Origin of the sequence: Pseudomonas sp. REST10 (genome assembly GCF_029542605.1) — a bacterium.
GTDB classification, from domain to species: Bacteria; Pseudomonadota; Gammaproteobacteria; order Pseudomonadales; family Pseudomonadaceae; genus Aquipseudomonas; species Aquipseudomonas khazarica.
This window is the reverse complement of record NZ_CP035677.1, coordinates 3,067,271-3,088,617: the sequence shown is the minus strand read 5'-3', so window position 1 is coordinate 3,088,617 and position 21,347 is coordinate 3,067,271. Positions and strand designations below refer to the sequence as shown.

Below are 21,347 nucleotides of genomic sequence, written 5' to 3'. Positions count from 1 at the left end.
TTCTACATGGACTAATGCGGTTATCGGTGCCCAAGCAGTTTTCTTGACTACTATTGCACCCGGTCGAAATTATGCACGCATTGCTTGAAATTATGAACGACAACCCATTTTGACAGGATAGCCCGCATACGGCAGAGTACGCGGCTTTTTGCGCCGGCCAGGGCCGGCATACCTGCAGGTATACGCTTTATGAACGCTGTAATCGCCGCTGTCGGCATCATGCTGGTCCTCAGTCTCTGCCGCGTCCATGTGGTCGTGGCGCTGATCGTCGGGGCGCTGGCCGGGGGGCTCCTGGGTGGCTTGGGAATCGAGGGCACGCTGAATGCCTTCAACCAGGGATTGGGCGGTGGCGCGACCGTCGCCTTGTCCTATGCCTTGCTCGGCGCCTTCGCTGTGGCGATCGCCAAATCCGGCCTCGCGCATGCCCTCGCGGATCGGGCCCTGGCGCTGGTCGGCAAACAGCAGGAGGGCAGTGGCGGTGCACTCAAGTGGGTGCTGATCGGGCTGCTGCTGGCCGTGGCGATCTCGTCGCAGAACCTGCTGCCGATCCATATCGCGTTCATTCCGCTGCTGGTGCCGCCGCTGCTCTATGTGCTGAGCAAGCTGCAACTCGATCGCCGTCTGATCGCCTGCGTGCTGACCTTCGGCCTGATCACCCCGTACATGTTCCTGCCGGTCGGCTTTGGCGGCATCTTCCTCAACGAGATCCTGCTGGCCAATGTCGCCAAGTCCGGCGTCGACGTCAGTGGCATCAACATCAGTCATGCCATGGCCATACCGGCGCTGGGCATGCTCTTCGGCCTGCTCGTGGCCGTACTGTTCAGCTATCGCGGCAAGCGCGTCTATGACCTGGAGCGGGTCGCGCAGACCGAGCGCGTCGACGTGCAATACAACCCGCTGAGCCTGCTGGTCGCGGGGATGGCCATCGCGGCGGCGTTCGTCGTGCAGTTGTGGCTGGACTCGATGATCATCGGCGCGCTGGCCGGCTTCGTGATCTTCTCCGTGTCCGGCGTGGTGCGCTGGAAAGAGGCGGATGGGCTGTTCACCGAGGGCATGAAGATGATGGCCATGATCGGCTTCATCATGATTGCCGCAGCAGGATTCGCCGAAGTGATGAAGACCACGGGCGAGGTCAGGACGCTGGTGGACGGGGCGGCGACGCTGATCGGCCACAACAAGGCGGTCGGCGCGCTGCTGATGCTGCTGGTGGGGTTGCTGGTGACCATGGGCATCGGCTCCTCGTTCTCGACCATCCCGATCATCGCCGCGATCTTCGTGCCGCTGGGCGTGCAGCTGGGGTTCAGCCCGCTGGCCATCGTCAGCATCGTCGGCACGGCGGGGGCGTTGGGGGACGCGGGCTCCCCAGCATCGGACTCGACCCTGGGGCCGACCTCGGGGCTGAACGCCGATGGTCAGCACAACCACATCTGGGACAGCGTGGTGCCCACCTTCCTGCACTACAACCTGCCGTTGCTGGTGTTCGGCTGGGCCGCCGCTATGCTGCTGTAAGGGTCTGCACATGCGCCGGATTAAGTTCTGCGCGCATCCTGTCGCTTAACTCCTGGGCGGGGCTGCCGATATAGCCATACCCCCGTCTTGGTGTGCCTTCCCTCAAGGACAATAACAATGCGCCTGACATTGAAAACCAAAGTGATACTGCTTGCGCTGGTTCCGGTCATCCTCTTCGCCCTGGTGCTGAGCGGCACCGCGGCCAAGGTGCTGCAGAGCATGGCGGAGAAAGAGATTGCCCAGACGCGTGAGCGCCTGGTGCAGGAGAAGCGCAGCGAACTCGAGCACTACATCCAGATCGCCCTCGGCGCCGTGAAGGGGCTCTACGACGGCGCTGCGCAGGGTGACATGGCCAGCCGCGAGCAGGCCATCGTCGTGCTCTCCAAGATCAAGTACGGCGCCGACGGCTACTTCTTCGGCCACGACTCCAACGTCGTGCGTCTGTTCCGCGGCGACAGCCCGGTGGACGTCGGCAAGAGCCTGGCCGACCGGCGCGACCCGAACGGTGTCTACATCAACCGTGAGCTGGTCAACGTCGCCAAGAACAACAGCTACTTCGTCAATTACTCCTCGCCGCTGCCGGGCAACGAGTCGGTGCTGGTGCCCAAGCTCGCCTACAGCTACTACCTGCCGAAGTGGGACATGGCCCTGGGTACCGCACTCAACCTGGATGGCATCGAGGCGCAGGTCGCCCAGGTGGAAACAGAGATCAAGCGCCGCATCGGCACCATCATCACCAGTATCGTGGTGGTCGCCGCCATCCTGCTGGTGGTCTTCGGGGTGATCGGCGTCTGGCTGGGCAACGCCTTCCTGCGCCCGCTGCAACAGATCAAGGCCAACCTCGATGACATCGCCGCCGGCGAGGGCGACCTGACGCGCCGCCTGCCGATCACCAGCGAAGACGAGCTGGGGCAACTGGCGGGCTCGTTCAACCGTTTCGTCGAGAAAGTGCATGGCCTGGTCCGGCAGATCGTCGAGATGACCGGCCAGCTCACCGAGCTGGTCGGCCAGGTGTCCGAACAGGCGCAGCGTTCCGAACAGGCCATGTCGCAGCAGCGCCATGAGACCGACCAGGTGGCCACGGCGATCAACGAGATGTCGGCTGCCGCCCATGAAGTGGCGAAGAGCGCACAGAACGCCGCCGAAGCCGCACAGCAGACGGATCGTGAGGGCCAGGCCGCGAAGACGGTGGTCGACGGCAGCATCCAGCGCATCCACTCGCTGGTCGAGGACATCCGCAGCAGCGGGGTGTCGCTGGACAGCCTGCAGCAGGACGTGCAGTCCATCGTCAGCGTGCTCGACGTCATTCGCTCCATCGCCGAGCAGACCAATCTGCTGGCGCTCAACGCGGCCATCGAGGCGGCACGTGCCGGTGAGGCCGGGCGTGGTTTCGCGGTGGTTGCCGACGAGGTCCGTGCGCTGGCCAGCCGGACCCAGCAGAGCACCCAGGAAATCCAGGGCATGATCGATCGCCTGCAGCAGGGCACCCAGGAGTCGGTGACCTCGATGCGGCGTTCCAGCGATGCCGGCGAACTGACCAGCGAGCAGGCCAACAAGGCTGGCGAATCGCTCGACGCCATCGCCCAGCTGATCGGCACCATCAACGCGATGAACGCGCAGATCGCCAGCGCCGCCGAGGAACAGACGGCCGTGGCCGAGGAGATCAACCGCAGCGTGCACCAGATCGCCGTGGCGGTCGACAGCGTGGCGGATGAAACCGAACGTGGCGCGCAGACCGCTCGCAGCCTGGCGGGCCTCGGTGAGCGCCTGGGCGCGCTGGTGCGTCAGTTCCGCATCTGAATCAGAGCGGCAGGTTCCAGCGATTGATCGCTTCGCTCAGGTGCTCGATCCAGGCGCGAACGGCCGGCGACATGCCGCGCCGGTGCGCATAGGCCAGTTGCACGTGCCCCTGTGGCACGTGCCATTGCGGCAGCAACGCGACCAGTCGGCCTGCGCGCAGTTCCTCGTGGCAGAAGGTCGTCGGCAGCATGGTGATACCCAGTCCGGCCAGCGCCGCTGACTTGCGAATGGGGAAGTCATCGATCGCCAGCCGGGCTTCCAGGGCGATCTCGCTGGCCTCCTGCGTCACCTCATGCACGAAGCGCAGGTGGATGCGTCGGTCGGCGCCAACCGCGCCCAGTGCCGGCAGCTGCTGCAGGTCCCGTGGGTGGTTCAGCTGCAGCCCGGCGATCAGGTCCGGGTGGGCCACGACATGAGCGTGCGCCGGCACCAGGCGCCGGGTGATCAGGCCGGGTTCCTCGTCATCGGCCATGCGCACGCGCAGGGCCACGTCCACCGCCTCGTTGAGCAGGTCCACACGGCGATTGGTATGCAGCACTTCCAGCTGCACCTTCGGGTAGCGTGCGAGAAAGCTGTTGGTGGCCTCGGACAGCAACGTCAGCCCGCTGGGGCTGGAGAAGCGTACCCGGCCACGCGGCTCGCTGGTCAGGTTGGCCACGGTTTCCTCGGCCTGTTCGGCTTCCAGTAACATGGCCTGGCAATGGCGCAGGTAGCGTTCGCCGATATCGGTCAGCGCCAGCTTGCGTGTGCTGCGCTGCAGCAGGCGGGCGCCCAGGCGCTGCTCCAGCTCGGCGATGCGCCGTGACAGGCGCGACTTGGGGATGCCCAGGGTGCGTCCGGCAGCGGCAAAGCCACCGGCTTCCACTACCTTGGCGAAGTAGAACAGATCGTTGAGGTCATGCATATCATCGTCCTATGAGTGGGACGAACTATCGCATTTATGCCGTCTTATCGGCTATTGGTTTCATGAGTAGCATCTCTCCCATCGTTTTTGCCCTTGCGTCATTATCGGAGAGCTCCATGAAACTACTGCACCTCGATTCCAGCATCCTGGGTGATGCATCCGCTTCCCGTCAGCTCAGCAAGGCCGTGGTCGAGGCCTGGAGTGTCGCGTCCCCGGGCGTTCAGGTGACCTACCGTGACCTCGCCAGCGATGCCCTGAGCCACTTCTCCGCCGCCAGCCTGGTGGCTGCCGGCACCCCGGCCGAACTGCGCGACGCCGCGCAGCGCCATGAAACCGAGCTGGCCGAGCGCACGCTGGAAGAATTCCTTGCCGCTGACGCCATCGTCATTGGCGCGCCGATGTACAACTTCGCCATCCCCAGCCAGCTGAAGGCCTGGATCGACCGCATCGCGGTGGCCGGCAAGACCTTCAAGTACACCGAGAACGGCGTGGTGGGGCTGGCAGGTGGCAAGACCGTGGTGATCGCTTCCAGTGCCGGTGGCGTGCATGCCGGCCTGCCGTCCGGCCAGGCGCATGAGGACTACCTGGTGCGCATGCTGAACTTCGTCGGCATCGACGACATTGAGATCGTTCGTGCCGAAGGCCTCGCCTATGGTGATGAGCCGCGTGCCGAAGCCATGAAGGGCGCGGCGCAGCGCATCAGCGAGCTGTTCGCCACCGCCTGAGTCGGCAGCGCCAATGAAAAAGCCCGCTTTCGCGGGCTTTTTTCGTTTTCCGGGGCAGGCTCAGACAATGATGCCCTGGCTGCGCAGGTAGTCGTCGTAGGTGCCGCTGAAGTCGGTCACGCCGGTCTCCGACAGCTCGATGATGCGGGTGGCCAGGGAGCCTACGAACTCGCGGTCATGGCTGACGAACAGCAGGGTGCCCGGGTAGTTCTCCAGCGCCAGGTTGAGCGCTTCGATCGATTCCATGTCGAGGTGGTTGGTCGGTTCGTCCATCACCAGCACGTTGGGCTTCTGGCAGGCCAGCTTGCCGAACAGCATGCGACCCTGTTCACCCCCGGAGAGCACCTTGACCGACTTCTGGATCTCGTCGGAGGAGAACAGCATGCGGCCCAGGGCGGCGCGGATGTTCTGCTCGCCGCTGGTCCACTGGCCCATCCAGTCGAAGAGGGTCTCGTCGGCTTCGAAGTCGTGCGCGTGGTCCTGCGCGTAGTAGCCGACCTCGGCACTGTCGGTCCACTTCACGGCGCCACTGTCCGGGGTCAGTTCACCGACCAGGGTGCGCAGCAGGGTGGTTTTGCCGATGCCGTTGGGGCCGATGATGGCGACGCGTTCGCCAGCCTCGACCAGCAGGCTGAGGTTGCTGAACAGCTGCTTGTCGTCGAAGCCCTTGCTGACTTTCTCCAGGGTCACGGCCTGGCGGTGCAGCTTCTTGTTCTGGTCGAAGCGAATGAACGGGCTGACGCGGCTGGACGGCTTGACCTCTTCGAGCTGGATCTTGTCGATCTGCTTGGCGCGGCTGGTGGCCTGCTTGGCCTTGGAGGCGTTGGCCGAGAAACGGCTGACGAAGGTCTGCAGCTCGGCGATCTGCGCCTTCTTCTTGGCGTTGTCGGCCAGCAGACGCTCGCGCGCCTGGGTGGAGGCGGTCATGTACTCGTCGTAGTTGCCCGGGAACAGGCGCAGCTCGCCGTAGTCCAGGTCGGCCATGTGGGTGCAGACCGAGTTGAGGAAGTGACGGTCGTGGGAAATGATGATCATGGTGCTGTTGCGCTGCACCAGGACGTTTTCCAGCCAGCGGATGGTGTTGATGTCCAGGTGGTTGGTCGGTTCGTCGAGCAGCAGCACCTCGGGATCGGAGAAAAGCGCCTGTGCCAGCAGCACACGCAGCTTCCAGCCCGGTGCCACTTCGCTCATCGGGCCGAAGTGCTGTTCCAGCGGAATGCCCAGGCCGAGCAGCAGCTCGCCGGCGCGGGATTCGGCGGTGTAGCCGTCCATCTCGGCGAACTCGCCCTCCAGCTCGGCGACCTTCATCCCGTCTTCTTCGCTCATCTCGGCCAGCGAGTAGATGCGGTCACGCTCGGCCTTGACCTCCCACAGGCGCTGATGGCCCATGATCACCGTGTCGATGACGGTGAACTGCTCGTAGGCGAACTGGTCCTGGCGCAGCTTGCCGAGGCGCACGTTGGGTTCGAGCATGACCTGGCCGGCGCTGGGCTCCAGATCGTCGCCGAGGATCTTCATGAAAGTCGACTTGCCACAGCCGTTGGCGCCGATCAGGCCGTAGCGGTTGCCGTTGTTGAACTTGACGGAAACATTCTCGAACAGCGGCTTGGCGCCGAACTGCATGGTGATATTGGCGGTGGAGATCAAAGGACTTACCTATCAGTAACTTGAGATGCGCTGTTTAAGGGATACCGGCTTTCAAGCTCGTTGGCTTGGCCCGACAGGGCGTGAGGCCGCGTGTCGCTGGGCCATGACGTCGTCATGCCGGCAAGGGCGCGCGAGGTCCGAGGCATGGTGAGTGTGTCGGGCGTCGTGACGCAGGAGCCTGTCTGCGCCAAAGCCGGCAATGGTAACACTTGGCACCCGGAACCACAGCCCGTTACGGCCAGCACGAGATAAAAGGCGTGGGCCGCCGGCGGTGCGCAGGGGCAGGATGCGGGGAGGCTCTTTCGCGGCGCTCTTCCGGTGAAAGGTTGTAATAAGAATGATTCGCTATTAATGTTCGCGCGGTCGCCGTGCCCTGCATGGTGTTTTCAGCCTGGTGGTTTGGGCCGCGCTATGTCTTCGTCTGAAACCGATTCGATCATTCCTCTCGAGGTGCTGTACGGCACGCATCGCGGCTGGCTGCATGGCTGGTTGCGGCGCTCGGTGGGCTGTTCGCAGCAGGCTGCGGACCTGGTTCAGGACACCTTCCTGCGCCTGCTGGTACGTGGTCAGTCGGTCGATGACCGCGCGCCACGGGCCTTGCTGGCGCGTATCGCGCGTGGGCTGGTGATCGACCACTGGCGACGGGACGCGCTGGAGCGTGCCTACCTCGACGCCCTGGCGCAATTGCCCGAGACCAGTCACCCGTCACCGGAGGTGCGCTACGAGGCGCTGCAGTCCCTGGAACGGATCGCGCAGTTGCTCGATGGCCTGAAGCCGGCCGTGCGCGAGGCCTTTCTGCTGTATCAGCTCGGCGGTCTCAACCATGCGCAGGTGGCCCGGCAACTGGGTGTGTCCAGCCGCACGGTCGAGCGCCATGTGGCCAGCGCGCTGCTGCACTGCTATCGCCTGTGCTTCGAGTCGCCCAGATGAGCCGGGCAGGGCAGCCACCTGAAGCCGTTGTCCGTTCGGCCATCGAGTGGCAGATGCGTCTGCGCGCCGATCCGGCCAGTGCCGAGCTGCAGCGTCAGTTGCATGACTGGCTGGCGCAGGACGAGCTGCATGACCTGGCCTGGCAACGCCTGCAGCAGATGGCCGGGCTGTTTCGCGTGACGCCGCTGGCAGATGCCGCGCAGACCATCCCGTTATTGCAGCGGGCCGAGGCTGACCTGAGCCGGCGACGCATGCTCAAGCTGCTGGGGCTGACGGCGGGCAGTGCCACGCTGCTGGCAGCTACCACGGCGCCGGCATGGCGTGCGGATTTCGCCACGGCCACCGGCGAAACCCGGCGGCTGAGCCTGGCCGGCGATGTCGAGGTGTTGCTCAACACCGGCAGTGCCCTCGACGTGCATGGCCAGCAACTGCTGCTGCGCGGTGGCGAGGCGCTGGTGGAGGGCGCGCAATGGCGGTTGCGCTGCGCTCACGCGGACTGCCTGGGGCAGCACGCGCGGGTGTCAGTGCGTGAACGCGATGGACGCAGCGAGATACGGGTCGAGCAGGGCGAGGTGCTGGTGCGCGCGGCAGCCGGCCAGCGGCAGTTGCAGGCGGGCGAGGGGCTGGCGGTTTCGGCAACCCGCATGAGCGCGCTGGGCCCGGGGGCACTCGATCCCTTTGCCTGGGCGCGTGGGCTGCTGGTGGTGCGCGATATTCGCCTGGCGGACTTTCTCGCCGAGGCCGGACGCTATCGGCGTGGCTGGCTGGGGTGCGATCCCGCGGTGGCCGACTTGCGCCTGTCCGGGGTCTTCCGCCTCGCCGAGCCCGAGCTGATGCTGCGCAACATCACCCATCTGCTGCCGGTCGCGCTGGTCGAGCGAACCCGCTGGTGGGTGCGCGTCGTGCCCGTCGCGTAAAAAAAGTTGTCGGACTTTCGCCGCTCATCCGGTTTGGGGTGATCACTCCCTGAATGGATACCCTCATGCGTGCTACCCGCTCTCTGCCATCGCCGTTGCAACCCCGTCGGCTGTCCACTGCCATCTGTATCGCCCTGGCGCTGTGCGGCGGTGCCGCGAGTTCGCCACTGATGGCCGCCGAGCCTACGCCGCGCATGCAGGTCCCGGATGTGCCGGGTGGCGCGCTGGACCAGGTACTGAGCCTCTACGCCGAGCGCGCCGGCATCACCTTGTCGTATTCCCCGGAGCGGGTCCGTGGCCTGGTCAGCCCGGGGTCGACGGGGGCGCAGTCGGTCGAGGAGGGCCTGGCGCGGGTACTCGGCGGCACCGGGCTGGTGGCGGAGAAGACCGCTTCCGGCTACGTGGTGCGGCCGGTCACGGCCGATGACAGCTATCAGCTGCAGCCGGTTACCGTCGAGGCCGCGCCGACGCAGAGCGCGTTTGCGCCGGTGCCGGGCTATTTCGCCAGCCATGCCAGCACGGCCAGCAAGACGGATCGCGCGATCCTGGAAACCGCGCAGAGCATCAGCGTGGTCACGGCCGGGCAGATCGCCGATCGCAAGGTCGACCGTGTCGAGGACGCGGTGGCCTACAGCGCGGGTGTGCGCACCGGCGGGTCCGGGCTCGACCCGCGTTTCGACCAGATCAACATCCGTGGCTTCGACACCACCATGTCCGCCGACTTCCTCGACGGCCTGCGCCAGCCCTACAACGGCTGGCTGTCGATCTACGCCACCGAGGCCTTTGCTCTGGAGCGCATCGAGGTGCTCAAGGGCCCGGCCTCGGTGCTGTATGGGCAGATCAGTCCGGGGGGCATGGTCAACCGGGTGAGCAAGCGGCCGAGTCTGGACGCCAGGAATCGGGTGGAAATCCAGGCCGGCAATCATGAGCACCGGCAGGGGCAGTTCGATATCGGCGGCAAGCTGGACGAGGAGGGCGACGTGCTGTTCCGCGCCGTCGGTGTCTATCGCGACGCCGAGTACGACATCGAGCAGCTGAACAATGACGTGCGCCTGCTGGCACCGTCGCTGAGCTGGCAGATCGATGCCGACACCCGCCTGACCCTGCTGGCTCAGTATCAGGAGCGTGAGACCGCTGCTTCGCCGATGCTCTATCACGATGGCAATCGCCTCACCGATTTCTGGCAGGGCGACGAGTACTTCGACAAGCTCGATCAGCGCCAGTGGACGCTGGGCTACGAGTTCGAGCACATCATCAACGACACCTTCAGCCTGCAGCAGAACCTGCGCTACGGCCAGCTGGATACCACCAACCAGTACCTGCAGCCCAACGGCACGATCAGCAATGGGGTGATGGAGCGCTACGCCGTCGGTGTGTACGAAGAGATGGAGTCGGTCAGCAGCGACACCCGCCTGGTCAGCCGCTTCGCCACCGGCACCTTGCAGCACACCCTGCTCAGCGGCTGGGATTACGCCTGGTTCGACAGCTCGGTGCTGTATGCCTCGGGGCCGGCGCCGTCCATCGACATCAGTGCGCCGGACTATCACCAGCCGGTCAGCCGCCCCGGCAACCCGCTGGCCGATCAGGACAACCTGACCCAGCGCAGCGGTCTGTACCTGCAGGATCAGATCGAACTCCAGCGCTGGCGCCTGTCCGCCGGTGTACGCCGCGACTGGGTGCATGTGCGCAACAGCGACAACCTGAGCGACAGCAACCGCCGCACCAGCGATTCCGCCACCACCTACCAGCTCGGCGCACTGTACCTGTTCGACAACGGCCTGGCGCCCTACGCCAGTTACGCCGAGTCCTTCCTGCCGCAGAGCGGGACCAACGCCAATGGTCCGCTCAAGCCCACCGAGGGCACGCAGTACGAGATCGGCCTCAAATACCAGCCCCCAGGCAGCAGTGCCCTGTTCACCGCCTCGCTCTATCGCCTGACCCAGCAGAACGTGTCGACCCGTGACCCGCTCAACCCGCTCAACACGGTGCAGACCGGCGAACAGGTGTCGCGCGGTCTGGAGCTGGAGGCGGTCGCCGACCTCAGCGAGCGCCTGCACCTGAACGCCAGCTACAGCTACAACGACCCCGAGGTGACCAGGAGCAATGACGGCAACGAGGGCAAGGCGCCGAAGGACACGCCGCGCCACATGGCCGCGCTGTGGCTGGACTACAACCTGCCGTCGGGGCTCGGTTTTGGCGCCGGCGCCCGCTACACCAGCAGCGTATATGGCAACGACATGAACACGGTGAAGAGCGATGACTACACCCTGTTCGACGCTGGCGTGCACTACGACTTCGCCGGTGAGCTGGATGGCGTGCGCCTGGCTGTCAACGCGCGCAACCTGACCGACAAGCAGTACGTCAACTGTCAGGACGGCTACTGCTACCGTGGCGAGGCGCGCAGCCTGATCACCAGCCTGAGCTACAGCTGGTGAGCGCCTTGAACTGGTTGCGCAGCGCTGTGATGGCGCTGCTGCTGGGTGGTCTGGCCGCCGCCCATGCCGAGCCGGTCAACCTGGACGGTAGCGAGCAATGGCTGATGAAAAGCGCCGAGGGCCGCGATTACCGGATCATGCTCAGCCTGCCGGAGGGTGACGTGCCCTATACCGGCGGCTACCCGGTGATCTACCTGCTCGACGGCAATGCCTACTTCCCGGCGTTGCATGCCGCCAAGCGGGCGCAGGAGCGCTGGCGCAAGGCAATCGTCGTCGCCATTGGCTACCCCAGCGATACGCCGCTGGATTTCGAGCGTCGTGCGTTCGACCTGTCGCCGCCGCAACTGCCCGAGCGCAACGATCCGCCGCAAGGCGGCCAGGACCTGTTTCTCGATTTCATCGAGCAGCGCCTGATGCCGCGGGTCAACCAGCGCTTCAAGGTCGATCGGGATCAGGTCAGCCTGGTCGGGCACTCGTTCGGCGGCATGTTCGCCATCTACACGCTGTTCACCCGACCGCAGCTGTTCCAGCACGTGGTCGCCATCAGCCCCAGCCTGTGGTGGCGTGATCGCTACCTGCTGGCGCATGAGCGTGCGTTCGTCGAGCGTGCGCGAGCCGGCGAGCTGGACCTGACCCACCGCAGCCTGAGCATGTGGGTGGGCGACCGGGAAATGCCGCAGGAGATCCAGGACGTGCGTTCGCTGCAGCTGCGCCTGGAGTCCCTTTCGCAGTACGGCCTGCGCAGCGATTTCCAGCTCGAAGCGGGCGAGGATCACATGTCGATTCCGTTTCGCGTCACCCCCCGCGTGCTGGAGGAGCTGATGAGCACGCGACGCTACTGAGCCGCGCCCCAGGCAGCCCGCCGCATGCGCGGGCTGCCCCGGCAGATCGTCATCTGCGCTGGTGTCCTAGGCTTTGTACGAAAGTCGTCGAGCGAAGGTCAGGCAATACCGATGGCGGCCCCGCGAAATCGCTCGAAGAAGCGCAGTTTACGTGCTGTAAATGAGCATTCTGAGAGCGATTTCAACGCAGCATCACCGAGCGCAGGCACTATTCGTACAGAGCCTAGAGACGTGGCCGCAGCTTCAATTCCGGCGTGGGCTTGGGCGCACCGATGGCCGGATGGCTGTCGGGATGTTGCTCGATCATCTGGGCGATGCGGCGCAACTGCTCGAGCATGGCCTGGGCCAGGCCGGCCTGGGTACGGTAGAGGCCGGTGTCCGGGTCCTGCTCCAGGTCGTTGAGGCCCTTGAAGGGGTAGCTGTAGTGCCTGGCATCCGTGCTGAAGAAGCGCTGGTAGTCCTGGGGCGTGTCATGCAGCTCGCGGCAGGCTCGCTCCAGGCTCTGCAACTGTTCGGCGACGCTGGCCAGTTGCAGGCGCAGGCGGATGATCTGGTGATTCTCCCAATTCATCGGCGAGGCCTGCGCCCCCGGCTGCCAATGCGCCGGGTTACCGAAGCGCAGCACGAACTGCTGGCCGGCTTCGCGGCCGTAGCGGGTCAGCCGTTCGATGCGCTCCCTGGGCATGTTCAGGTTGAGCCCACCTTCGTCCGGGGTCAGCTGGATCAGGCCGATGCGGTCGCGGAAGCCGGGCAGCAGCGACAGGGTCTCGTGGTTCCAGTCCTTGGCGACATTGCTGAGCTGGCCGAGAAAACCGCGCAGGGCGGGCAGGCCGTGCTGCGGAAAGCGCCGCCAGTAGGCCAGCCGTGCGTCGCCGTTGTTGCGCGGAAAGCGCACCCGTTGCGCGTCGGCGCCGTCGGTCGGTCCCAGGTCGAGGCCGAAGGTCGGGCGGCGCGGCAGTGCGGCGTCGAAGAAGTGGATGGGAAAGTTGGAGCTGATGCCGCCATCGGTGAACCAGCAGCGCTCCAGCCGCTTGCCGGGCTTGCGGTAGTCCACGGCATGCAGTGGCACGGCGCTGAGCAGCAGGGGGAAGCTCAGGCTCATGCGCACGGCGACGATCACCGGCAGGTCGTCCGGCACCGGCAGGCGCAGATAGCCGTCGTGCCGCTCGCTGTCGCTCGGGCGCTGGTGCGCGCTCATCCAGTCGACCACGCGCCGGGGGAACAGGCGGGCGAACTCTTCCTCGCGGAAATGGAACTGATTGTTCTCGCGCACCTGGTCGTCATCACGGAACGGCAGGCGGAAGGGGCGCGCCATGCTCAGGCAGGTGGTCATGACCTGCAGATCGATACCCTGCTTGCGCAGGTCGCCGAAGGTCAGCGGCCGCTCGCATTCGATGGTCTCGGCCTGGCCCGCGCAGAATGCCTGCTGACCACTGAGGCGATCGAGGTAGAGGGTCAGCCAGGTGGTCAGGGCTTCCCCGGGGGCGCTGTCGTCCGTTGCCGGCATACCGGTGCACAGGCCGAAACCATTCGCCGGGATTTCCCGCAGCGCAGGCACGAGCAGGCGCAAGACGACCGCCAGGGCACTGCCAAGTACCGCGAACAGCGCAACCCAGAGCCATACCAGCAGGCTGTCGCTGGCGATGGCGCTCCACCACAGCGGCCCGCCGGCGAGCAGGGCACCGAGCAGCGCGGCAAGCTTGTGTCGGGCCAGCATGACCTTCAGGGGCGCGACCACCCGCACCCAGGGGTTCTTGCCTTTGCTGTCGAGGATCGTGATGAAGGTGTCGAACAGCGTGCGCAGAGGCGCGACGGGCCTGAACAGCGCCAGCAGCTTGGTGCCGCGGCCACCGGCCGCAGGGGTGCAGAGGTGTTCGGGAAGTCGCTCGATTTCGGCGAAGCCCGCGGGGTCCTGCTGCAGCTGCCCCTGCTGGTAGCGCTGGCGGCCCAGCTCGGCAGCGGCCGCCGCTGCCGCGGCAATGGCACCGGCACTGGTACCACCGATGCTACGCAGGCGAAATGCCTTGGCAATCTCGGTAATGGCCAGCGGATAGACGATGCCGCTGGTGATACCGCCCTTCATGATCAGGTCGCATTCCTGGGCGAAGACCGCCTGGCGCGAATCGTTCATCTACTGCTCCTAGTCGTCGTGCCGAACGCAGGCGCAGGCATGATAGCGCGGCTTTGCTGTCCATATGCCAGCAGCTTGGGGCAGTACTGATCGGTCACGGCGTGTCCGGGGATTCGATACGGTGCTGCGGCGCTGGAAGAGCAGCGGCCATGCCATTCGGGCGCTCGAACCTGCCGGCAATCCTGGGTATTCGGGTCTGGATACACACATGGCTTGCCAGGTCATTGAGATCGACCGCCGATGCTCATAACGTCTATGCCGATTCCGCACGCTGAATCCGACGCCTGGCCACCAGGACAGCGGCACTCGGCAGAACAATAATCACGACGCCCGCGGCGCGGATGACGGGTGTCGGCAGGAGTCGCAGTTGAAAGCAGCCATCTCTCGTACCCTGACGCGAACGCTTACCAGCCCGACCCTGCGTGACTGGCGATGGCGCCTGGCCGCCGTGCCAAGGCGATTGCAGGGGCAGGAGCCGGTGGTGCACTACTTCCATCAGTCGGATGACCCGTACAGCCACCTGACCGCCTCGTTGCTGCCGCAGCTTCAGCAGCGCTACCGGGTGCGGATCGCCAGTCACCTCGTACCACCGCCCTCGATGGAGAATGCTCCCGACCTCGCGAGGCTTGGCGAATGGTCGGCGCGTGATGCGCGGCGGCTGGCAGGCCACTTCAAGCTGGCGCCCGTCCGCGAATTTTCCGCACCCGACGGCGGCGAGCTGCGCCAACGACTGGGGCACTACCTGGGCGCGACCTTCTACTTCGAGGGCGAGTGGTACTGGGGGATCGATCGCCTGCATCACCTGGAACGCAGACTGGCAGACGCAGGCCTGGCCGAGGCCGGCCTTCAGCCCCTCGTTGCTCCGCCGGATCTGCTGCTGGAGGAGGGCGTGAGCAGCACGCAAGCGCCGGTGCTGCATTTCTTCTGCTCGCTGCGCAGCCCTTACACCTGGATTGCGACGCCCCGGATAAGGCAACTGGCCGAGCACTATGGCGCTGAGCTCAGACTGAGATTCGTGCTGCCGATGGTCATGCGCGGTTTGCCCGTCCCCCTCGAGAAGCGGCTCTACATCCTTCGCGACACCAAGCGCGAGGCGGAACGCCTGGGGCTGCCGTTCGGGACGATTGCCGACCCGCTCGGGGCGCCAACTGAGCGCGGCCTGGCACTGCTCCAGCATGCCATCGGCCAGGGCAAAGGGCCCGAATTTCTGGAGTCGTTCCTGAGGGGCGTATTCGCCGAAGGGATCGACGCCGGCTCGGACCGCGGCCTGGCCCGGATCGCGCAGCGTGCAGGGCTGGACCCGGATGAGCTTGCCGTTGCCCTGGCCGACCCGAGCTGGCGGGCAGTCGCCGAGGCCAACCGGAGCGAGATGCTGGGTGAAGGACTCTGGGGCGTACCCTCGTTTCGCATCGACGACTTGCCAGCCCTGTGGGGGCAGGATCGTATCTGGATGCTGGAGCAGGACCTGATAGGTCAACTGACCCGGCAGGGTTGAGTGACGCCGTGCTTCATTCGGCGTCGAGTCAGTTGTCCGCCTCAGACTCAGGGGGTTGAATTTGGCTCCAGACTGACCGAAACGGTTCGTCCGGCTACCAGCTTCATGCCTTCCGGTATCTCGTCGATAGCGATGCGTACAGGGATGCGTTGCGCCAGGCGAATCCAGCTGAAGGTCGGATTCACGTTCGCCAGCAGTGTGCCAGACGCCGTGCTGCGCTCGCTGTCGTTGATCCCGGCTGACAAGCCTTCTACATGACCGCGCAGTGGCTCCGGCTCGCCCATGACCCAGATGATGGCCTTGGCTTGCTCGCTGATCTGCGCCAGCTTGGTTTCTTCGAAATAGCCGGCGACATAGAAGCTGCTGCTGTCGACCAGGGTCATGACCGGCTGTCCGGCGCTGGCGTAGGCGCCCGGACGCAGCGAGAAATTGGTGACCACCCCATCCACTGGGGCGTAGAGATCGGCTCGCTGCAGGTTAAGGGTCGCCAGTTCACGGTCTGCCAGTGCCTGGTGCAGCTCTGCATTGGCCTGGGCCAGAGCGTCCTGGCGGTAGTCCTTCTGTTGCGCGGAGACTGCCGTTTTCAGTTCTAGATAGCGCTTGCGTTCGCGTTGCGCCGACGCCAGTTGCACCCTGCTGCGTTCCACGGCTGCTTCGGCCTGGGCCAGGGCGTTGCGCAGGCGTTCCTTGTCGAGGCTCAACAGCCGTTCGCCTTTCTGCACGACCTGATTGTCGTGAACGTAGACGGCTTCCACCTTCCCCGATACGTCAGTCGCCAGCGGCACCACATCCGCACGCAGTTTGCCGTCGCGGGTCTGCGGTGCGTAGGTGTAGTAGAGGTAGAGCTGCCAGAGCACAAGCGCGGCACCCAGTACTGCTGCCAGGGTCACCAGCGGGCGTAGCACGCGGAATGGGGTGGGACGAGTCATGCGGTCCTCATGGGGTGGTCAGTAGCTGCAGGCCGTGAAACAGCCCGCCAGTCAGCAACAGGTAAAGGGCGGTGTCGAACAGGGGGCGCTGGGCGACGAGTCGGTAGGCGCCGGTCCAGGCAAGTAGTCGAGACAGGCCCAGGCGCAGGACGAAGGCTGCGATCAGGCACAACAGCAAGGGCGAGATGTACAGGCCGTCGAGGTTGATTTCACCGATCATCACGCGGGCTCCAGTCGGCGGCGTTGGGGAACAGGCGCAGGCGCAGCCAGGTCAGGGGGCGTAGCTGTCGGCTGTCGTGGCGCTGCCAGGCTGCGTCCAGGCCGGCGTCCAGCTGGTCGAGCAAGCGGCGTTGTGTCTGCTCGTCACGCGGCAACGGGTGCTGCCACAGCTCGCTCGTCAGGACGGCAGGTTCCTGGCCGTTGGCACCGGCCAGGCGCAGTGTGGCCAGATTGATTCCGGCCTCCAGGCGGGCAAGCAGGTTGGGGATTTCTGCCCCCTGGCCGATGGCGGCAAGCCGGGGAGCCTGAGCGGTGATGCGATCCAGCGTGGTGTTCTGGAAGCGCGCCAGCTCCTGCTCGTTCACGTGAGCGTTGAGGCGCTGCAACGCCCGCCTGTCCTGGCGCTCCAGGCGATCGAGAATGGGCTGTGCGCCCCAGCGGCGGAAGAGGGCCGCGCACATGAAGGCGCAATAGACGCCGACCAGCGTGCCGCAGGTGCTTTCCAGGAAGAAGCCCAGGTCGTACGGTGCGTAGTGTCCCTGGAAGTTGATGCTGCTCAACGACAGCGCGATAGCCAGCGTCGCCAGCGGGTTGATGGCCGCCCAGGCGCCCAGGGGCAGGAGAAACAGCGCCATGACGAGCAGGAAGCTGGTGTAGTCGCTGGCCAGGGGCAGCAGCACATAGCCGAGCATGAAGCCCAGCCCCATGGCGATCAGGGCGAAGCGGCCGAAGTGACTGATGGCGTAGCCGGGTTCGTCACCGCTGCCAAAGAAGGCGATGGCCACCACGCCCAGCAGCACCATGTTGGCGCCCTGTTCCCAGCCGGTGAAGTACCAGAGCAGGCACAGCAGGGTATAGGTCGCCAGGATGCCGGCGAACATGCGCGTGGCCATGTCCGTGTCGGCCGGCAAGGGGAACGCCCTGGCTTGCCGGACACGCTCGCGCAGCTCGAGCGGCAGGGGATCGCCATCCAGAAAGGCATCCAGTTGTCGAGCCTCGGCCCACAGCTCGAGGTACTGATGGATATGGTCGTGGAGCGCATCGACGATCAGTCGCTCCCAGGCTGACAAGCTCGCCGTGTCTGGTAGCAGCCCGGCAAGCCGTTCATGGTTCGGCGTCTCACTGCGCGCCTGGTGACGGACTTCGGCCAGGTAGGGGCGCAGGGGCTGGCGCAGGGTCTCGGGCAAGTCGGCAAGGGCGTTGCCGATGGCACTCAGCAGCGGCACCAGGCTCAGGAGGCGCTGCTGGAGGGTGGCCGCGGCCTGGCGGGTGGTCCGGTCGACCGAGCTGTCGTAGCTCAGGGTGGACATCAGCTGGCTGAACGACGCGATATCGCCCAGGGTCCTGATCCGATCCAGCTCGGTCTGCGCATCGACCGGCTTGCCATCCAGACAGTCTTCTTGCCAGCGCAGCATGTCGGGCAGCCAGCCTTTGAGACGGTCACGCAACACCGGCGCCAGCGATGAGGGAAAGAGCAGGCTGTCGACCAGTGTGACACTCACGATGCCCAGGCATATCTCCGTGACCCGCGTGACCACCATGTGGAACATGGTGTCCGGATGATTGATGTAGGCAATGGCGACCAGCATCATGGTCAGGGCGCCCAGCTGGAAGAAATAGGCCCTGGGGGTGCGGTCCAGATGGGATGCGCCCAGCATTGCGGCGGCCGACAGCCCCGAGCAGATCACCAGCATCTGCGGGGCATTGCTCAGATAGGCGGACATGAGCAGGGTCAGTGCCCCGGCGAAGAGGGTGCCGCCCAGGCGGTAGGTGGCGCGCGCCCTGACCGCGCCGCTGACCGGGTTGCTGAGCACGCAGGCAGTCACCATGGCCCAGTAGGGGTTGAGCAGACCGAGGTTGACTGCCAGGGCGTAAGCGAGCATCGCCGACAGGTAGAGCTTCACCGCGTACAGCAGTTGCGGGGCGCTGGGTTTCATGGAGTGTCCAGCAGGTACTGATTGGCCCGTTCCTCGAAGAGGCGCAGGAGGGCCGTGGCACGCTCGATATCCGCTTGCGGTACGTCCAGCATCAGTTCCAGGCGCAGCTTGTCTGCCGCGGCTTCCACCTGCTCGGCCAGTTTTGCCCCGGAGAGCTGAGTGTGCAGTGTGTTGGCTCGCCTGTCCCCTGGTACCTGCCTTCTTTCCAGCAGTCGCATCTCGGTGGCCTGGTCCAGCAGGCGTACCAGGGCTCCGGGATTGATACCGGCTTCCTCGGCCAGCTCCTTCTGGGTCATGCCCTGCGGGTTGCGGTGGACCAGCACTACGACTGTCGCCAGCGACATGGATATGCCGGTGTCGGCGATGACACGAGAGACCGCTTTTTTCCAGGCTCTGCGCACCGGTTGCAGGGCATTGGTGAGGTCGTGGAGGGCGGCGGTCTTGGAGGGCATGGGGGTGACTCGTCAGTACATGGAACGTGGTAATTTAAATTCAAATCATTGCTTAGGCAATTAATTTGAGCGTCAAGATGTCCACCTTGTCATGCAGCTGTTCCGAGTCGATGCAGGCGGATGCCTGGCAGAGCGTTCCACAACGCAGGCGGGAGAAGGGCAGGTAACCGCGCCCGGCATCGGTCGCAGCAGCGCTGGGCCTGCACCGAGACTCAGGGGCTGGTTTGCCCGTTGAACCACTGCTCATCGATAGCCTGAAGCATCTGCTCGGGGGGCGTCTGCCGGCTCATGCGCCCACGCTGGATGTGGCGGTGCTCGAATGAGCGCGCCCCTCGTGCCATCAGCTTGGCCTTGAGCCTCTCAATGTGCTCGTCGCCAAAGTTGCTGTTGTACGTGTTGAACAGCACGATGTGCTGGTCATCGAAGCGGTTGTGCTCGACGAAGCTCCAGAGCGGTGGCGCGGGGCTGTAGAGCCACACCGGTGAGCCGAGCCAGACGGTATCGAATGACGCCAGATCGATGTTGCTCGGGTTGATCTGCGGGAGTGCCCCGGCTCTTTCCTTGAGCCTGTAGGCGTCCTTGAGTGCATGCAGCAGACCGCTCAGGCCAAGCGAATAGGCTGGCGCCTCGAGCGCAAACAGTCGGGCATCAAGGTGCCTGGCGATCTGCCGTGCGGCCAGTGCGGTATTGCCCGAGCGGGAGAAATACACCACGGCCGTACGGGTCTCGTCCCGCGGATTGACTTCGGGCTGTCGACTCGCCAGCTGGCGCGCCTGCAGGCTTTCTATCCAGGTGACCGCCAGCAGCTCCAGTATCACCACGGCGATAGGCACTCCCAGCAACAGGGCGATCCACTTGAACATCGTCGGCCTCGCTTTACATGAAGTATGGTTTGTCGCCGTCGCTGCCGGGCTTGTTTACCCCGAGGTCGGCGCCAATGTGCAATGTGGGCTGCGTGATGATCTGCATGATCAGGTCGGCCACGCTCTTGCGTGAAACCACGGTGCCGCTGAAGGGGTCGCCTTTGCCGGTGAGCTCGTAGTCCACCTCGTGCTCGTCGGTCAGCCAGGCCGGGCGCAGGATGGTGAAGTCCAGGCCCGAGGCCGCGATGGCATCCGCAGCCCGGCGGTAGGGTTTGAGGTCCTCGCCGATAGTGGCGCGGTTCCACTCGCCGAACCGGCCTGGAACCTCGTCATGGATGCCCAGCGACAGGACGAAGATCAGGCGCCTCACCCCGGCGCTCTGCATGGCGGCGATGATGGCCAGGGCCTGTTTGTCCAGGTCTTCGCCGGCGAGATTGGCGTAGACGATGTCCTGCCCGGTCACGACTTTGCGCAGCAGTTTCTTGTCGAGGGCATCGCCGATCACCACCTGTGCGTTGTTCGGCTCCTCGCCGCTGAGCTTCCTGGGGTTGCGCAGCAGCAAGGTCTGCTGCACACCTTCGTGTTGCCCCAGACCTCGGGCCACCCATTGGGCGATCTGCCCGGTGGCGCCGAGGATGAGTACCCTTTTCATGACCGATCTGCCGTCCTACAGGTGCTGTTTGAAGAACGGCACGATCTGCGCCATGGCCAGGGCGACCGGCTCCGGCTGGTCGTAGAGGTCATAGTGCGACCAGCCTTCCGCGACGAAGATCTGCTTGGCTTGCGATGCCGCCCGGCCATAGATCTCCCTGCCGTCGCGGTAGGCGCCAAAACCACCGGGTTTGTCGCCAATCACCACCAGCAGCGGCTGGGTCAGCAGGGTTTCAGCATGGGCGAAGGCATCCCAGGCCATGGCTGCGCTGTTGAAGGAGAACAGGCCGCTGGTCGCCCCGTTGGGCTGTTGGCCACGCGCCGACTTGTAGTAGTCGGTGGCCTCCAGCACGTCGATATCGCTGATGCCGGCTTGTTTGCCCGCTTCGACCGAATCGGGCAGATAGTTGATGACATGGCGGGGCGAACCCTGGGCCTCCGCTGTGCGCTGGGCGGCCATGGCCTGCAGGGCAGTGACCGGGTCGAACTGGCTGAAGCCTTCACGCATCAGTCGACCGAAATTGACCCCGGTGATGGAGGTGAGCGCCTTGATGCGCTGGTCGGTGCTTGCGGCACTGACCGTGTAGGCACCGCCGCCACACACGCCGATGGCGCCGATGCGGTTGGCGTCTACGTAAGGCAGGCTCACCAGGTAGTCGATGGCGTAGCGAATGTCCGAGACGCGAATCGCCGGGTCTTCCATGAAGCGTGGCTCACCACCGCTGGCGCCCTGAAAACTGGCATCGAAGGCAAGGACGACGAAGCCTTCAGCGGCCAGTTGGCGTGCGTAGACGTTGCCGGAGGTCTGCTCCTTGCAACTGCCGATCGGGTGCGTACTGACGATGGCCGGATAGGTCCTGCTCTCGTCGAAACTCGGCGGCAGGTACAGGTCGGCGGCCGAGTCCCAGCCCAGATTGCGATAACTGACGTGCTTGATGGTACTCATGGGGTGGCTCCTGGG

The 21,347-nt window shown here is 65.1% G+C and carries 18 protein-coding genes; 8 read left to right on the top strand and 10 right to left on the bottom strand.

All coding sequences use genetic code 11. From position 1 onward, the window contains the following. The first annotated feature begins 189 nt into the window (after positions 1 to 189). Entirely contained in the window at positions 190 to 1,509 is a 1,320-nt protein-coding gene (locus EWH21_RS14620; protein ID WP_277698674.1) for a Na+/H+ antiporter NhaC family protein, read from the top strand. Between the two features lie 117 nt (positions 1,510 to 1,626). Beyond that, the gene (locus EWH21_RS14615) at positions 1,627 to 3,309 is read left to right on the top strand and encodes a methyl-accepting chemotaxis protein (RefSeq protein WP_277698673.1); all 1,683 of its coding nucleotides are present in this window, start codon (positions 1,627 to 1,629) and stop codon (positions 3,307 to 3,309) included. A 1-nt stretch (position 3,310) separates the two neighbouring features. Here EWH21_RS14615 and EWH21_RS14610 read toward each other — a convergent pair whose 3' ends face one another. Further along, on the bottom strand, positions 3,311 to 4,213 hold the full coding sequence (locus EWH21_RS14610; protein WP_277698672.1) for a LysR substrate-binding domain-containing protein: 903 nt from the start codon (positions 4,211 to 4,213) through the stop codon (positions 3,311 to 3,313). A 116-nt stretch (positions 4,214 to 4,329) separates the two neighbouring features. Here EWH21_RS14610 and EWH21_RS14605 point away from each other — a divergent pair, with 116 nt between their 5' ends. Beyond that, positions 4,330 to 4,938, top strand: coding sequence for an FMN-dependent NADH-azoreductase (locus tag EWH21_RS14605; protein ID WP_037048282.1), 609 nt, complete (start codon positions 4,330 to 4,332; stop codon positions 4,936 to 4,938). 60 nt (positions 4,939 to 4,998) lie between these two features. On the opposite strand, the gene EWH21_RS14600 is transcribed toward EWH21_RS14605, so the two are convergent. Further along, positions 4,999 to 6,585 carry an ABC-F family ATPase gene (locus tag EWH21_RS14600; RefSeq protein WP_047584975.1) on the bottom strand — a complete coding sequence of 529 codons (1,587 nt, stop codon included), beginning with the start codon at positions 6,583 to 6,585 and terminating at the stop codon, positions 4,999 to 5,001. Between the two features lie 411 nt (positions 6,586 to 6,996). On the opposite strand from EWH21_RS14600, the gene EWH21_RS14595 reads away from it, so the two are divergent. From EWH21_RS14595 to EWH21_RS14580, 4 genes are all read left to right on the top strand, one after another. After that, positions 6,997 to 7,515 (top strand): sigma-70 family RNA polymerase sigma factor, encoded by a 519-nt coding sequence (locus tag EWH21_RS14595; RefSeq protein ID WP_047584983.1) that lies wholly within the window; start codon positions 6,997 to 6,999, stop codon positions 7,513 to 7,515. Beyond that, complete coding sequence (locus EWH21_RS14590) at positions 7,512 to 8,432, top strand: DUF4880 domain-containing protein (protein ID WP_277698671.1); 921 nt, start codon at positions 7,512 to 7,514, stop codon at positions 8,430 to 8,432. The genes EWH21_RS14595 and EWH21_RS14590 overlap by 4 nt, the downstream gene beginning before the upstream one ends. Positions 8,433 to 8,497: 65 nt before the next feature. Next, positions 8,498 to 10,867 (top strand): TonB-dependent siderophore receptor, encoded by a 2,370-nt coding sequence (locus EWH21_RS14585; RefSeq protein WP_277698670.1) that lies wholly within the window; start codon positions 8,498 to 8,500, stop codon positions 10,865 to 10,867. After that, a complete protein-coding gene (locus EWH21_RS14580) occupies positions 10,864 to 11,709 on the top strand; it encodes an alpha/beta hydrolase-fold protein (RefSeq protein ID WP_277698669.1) in 846 nt (281 codons plus the stop codon). The genes EWH21_RS14585 and EWH21_RS14580 overlap by 4 nt, the downstream gene beginning before the upstream one ends. Positions 11,710 to 11,932: 223 nt before the next feature. On the opposite strand, the gene EWH21_RS14575 is transcribed toward EWH21_RS14580, so the two are convergent. Further along, positions 11,933 to 13,840, bottom strand: coding sequence for a patatin-like phospholipase family protein (locus tag EWH21_RS14575; RefSeq protein WP_277698668.1), 1,908 nt, complete (start codon positions 13,838 to 13,840; stop codon positions 11,933 to 11,935). 367 nt (positions 13,841 to 14,207) lie between these two features. Here EWH21_RS14575 and EWH21_RS14570 point away from each other — a divergent pair, with 367 nt between their 5' ends. Beyond that, positions 14,208 to 15,335, top strand: coding sequence for a DsbA family protein (locus EWH21_RS14570; protein ID WP_277698667.1), 1,128 nt, complete (start codon positions 14,208 to 14,210; stop codon positions 15,333 to 15,335). Between the two features lie 47 nt (positions 15,336 to 15,382). Here the strand turns inward: EWH21_RS14570 and EWH21_RS14565 are convergent, their stop codons facing one another. The 7 genes from EWH21_RS14565 to EWH21_RS14535 form a co-directional block, all read right to left on the bottom strand. After that, entirely contained in the window at positions 15,383 to 16,264 is an 882-nt protein-coding gene (locus tag EWH21_RS14565) for an HlyD family secretion protein (protein ID WP_277698666.1), read from the bottom strand. A gap of 7 nt (positions 16,265 to 16,271) precedes the next feature. After that, entirely contained in the window at positions 16,272 to 16,484 is a 213-nt protein-coding gene (locus EWH21_RS14560; RefSeq protein WP_037048255.1) for a DUF1656 domain-containing protein, read from the bottom strand. Beyond that, positions 16,474 to 18,420, bottom strand: coding sequence for an FUSC family protein (locus tag EWH21_RS14555; protein WP_277698665.1), 1,947 nt, complete (start codon positions 18,418 to 18,420; stop codon positions 16,474 to 16,476). The genes EWH21_RS14560 and EWH21_RS14555 overlap by 11 nt, the downstream gene beginning before the upstream one ends. Beyond that, entirely contained in the window at positions 18,417 to 18,872 is a 456-nt protein-coding gene (locus EWH21_RS14550) for a MarR family transcriptional regulator (RefSeq protein WP_134676828.1), read from the bottom strand. Before EWH21_RS14550 ends, EWH21_RS14555 begins: the two co-directional genes overlap by 4 nt. A 212-nt stretch (positions 18,873 to 19,084) precedes the next feature. Next, positions 19,085 to 19,735 carry a hypothetical protein gene (locus tag EWH21_RS14545; protein WP_277698664.1) on the bottom strand — a complete coding sequence of 217 codons (651 nt, stop codon included), beginning with the start codon at positions 19,733 to 19,735 and terminating at the stop codon, positions 19,085 to 19,087. A 13-nt stretch (positions 19,736 to 19,748) separates the two neighbouring features. Continuing rightward, positions 19,749 to 20,387, bottom strand: coding sequence for an SDR family oxidoreductase (locus EWH21_RS14540; RefSeq protein WP_277698663.1), 639 nt, complete (start codon positions 20,385 to 20,387; stop codon positions 19,749 to 19,751). A gap of 15 nt (positions 20,388 to 20,402) precedes the next feature. Continuing rightward, positions 20,403 to 21,332: an alpha/beta hydrolase gene (locus EWH21_RS14535; RefSeq protein ID WP_277698662.1), complete on the bottom strand. Its 930-nt coding sequence runs from the start codon at positions 21,330 to 21,332 to the stop codon at positions 20,403 to 20,405. Between the last annotated feature and the right edge of the window lie 15 nt (positions 21,333 to 21,347).

Coding starts and splice junctions, on each gene's coding strand:
- EWH21_RS14620 (WP_277698674.1), top strand. CDS start 190: ATGAACGCTGTAATCGCCGCTGTCGGCATCATGCTGGTCCTCAGTCTC.
- EWH21_RS14615 (WP_277698673.1), top strand. CDS start 1,627: ATGCGCCTGACATTGAAAACCAAAGTGATACTGCTTGCGCTGGTTCCG.
- EWH21_RS14610 (WP_277698672.1), bottom strand. CDS start 4,213: ATGCATGACCTCAACGATCTGTTCTACTTCGCCAAGGTAGTGGAAGCC.
- EWH21_RS14605 (WP_037048282.1), top strand. CDS start 4,330: ATGAAACTACTGCACCTCGATTCCAGCATCCTGGGTGATGCATCCGCT.
- EWH21_RS14595 (WP_047584983.1), top strand. CDS start 6,997: ATGTCTTCGTCTGAAACCGATTCGATCATTCCTCTCGAGGTGCTGTAC.
- EWH21_RS14590 (WP_277698671.1), top strand. CDS start 7,512: ATGAGCCGGGCAGGGCAGCCACCTGAAGCCGTTGTCCGTTCGGCCATC.
- EWH21_RS14585 (WP_277698670.1), top strand. CDS start 8,498: ATGCGTGCTACCCGCTCTCTGCCATCGCCGTTGCAACCCCGTCGGCTG.
- EWH21_RS14575 (WP_277698668.1), bottom strand. CDS start 13,840: ATGAACGATTCGCGCCAGGCGGTCTTCGCCCAGGAATGCGACCTGATC.
- EWH21_RS14565 (WP_277698666.1), bottom strand. CDS start 16,264: ATGACTCGTCCCACCCCATTCCGCGTGCTACGCCCGCTGGTGACCCTG.
- EWH21_RS14560 (WP_037048255.1), bottom strand. CDS start 16,484: ATGATCGGTGAAATCAACCTCGACGGCCTGTACATCTCGCCCTTGCTG.
- EWH21_RS14555 (WP_277698665.1), bottom strand. CDS start 18,420: ATGAAACCCAGCGCCCCGCAACTGCTGTACGCGGTGAAGCTCTACCTG.
- EWH21_RS14550 (WP_134676828.1), bottom strand. CDS start 18,872: ATGCCCTCCAAGACCGCCGCCCTCCACGACCTCACCAATGCCCTGCAA.
- EWH21_RS14545 (WP_277698664.1), bottom strand. CDS start 19,735: ATGTTCAAGTGGATCGCCCTGTTGCTGGGAGTGCCTATCGCCGTGGTG.
- EWH21_RS14540 (WP_277698663.1), bottom strand. CDS start 20,387: ATGAAAAGGGTACTCATCCTCGGCGCCACCGGGCAGATCGCCCAATGG.
- EWH21_RS14535 (WP_277698662.1), bottom strand. CDS start 21,332: ATGAGTACCATCAAGCACGTCAGTTATCGCAATCTGGGCTGGGACTCG.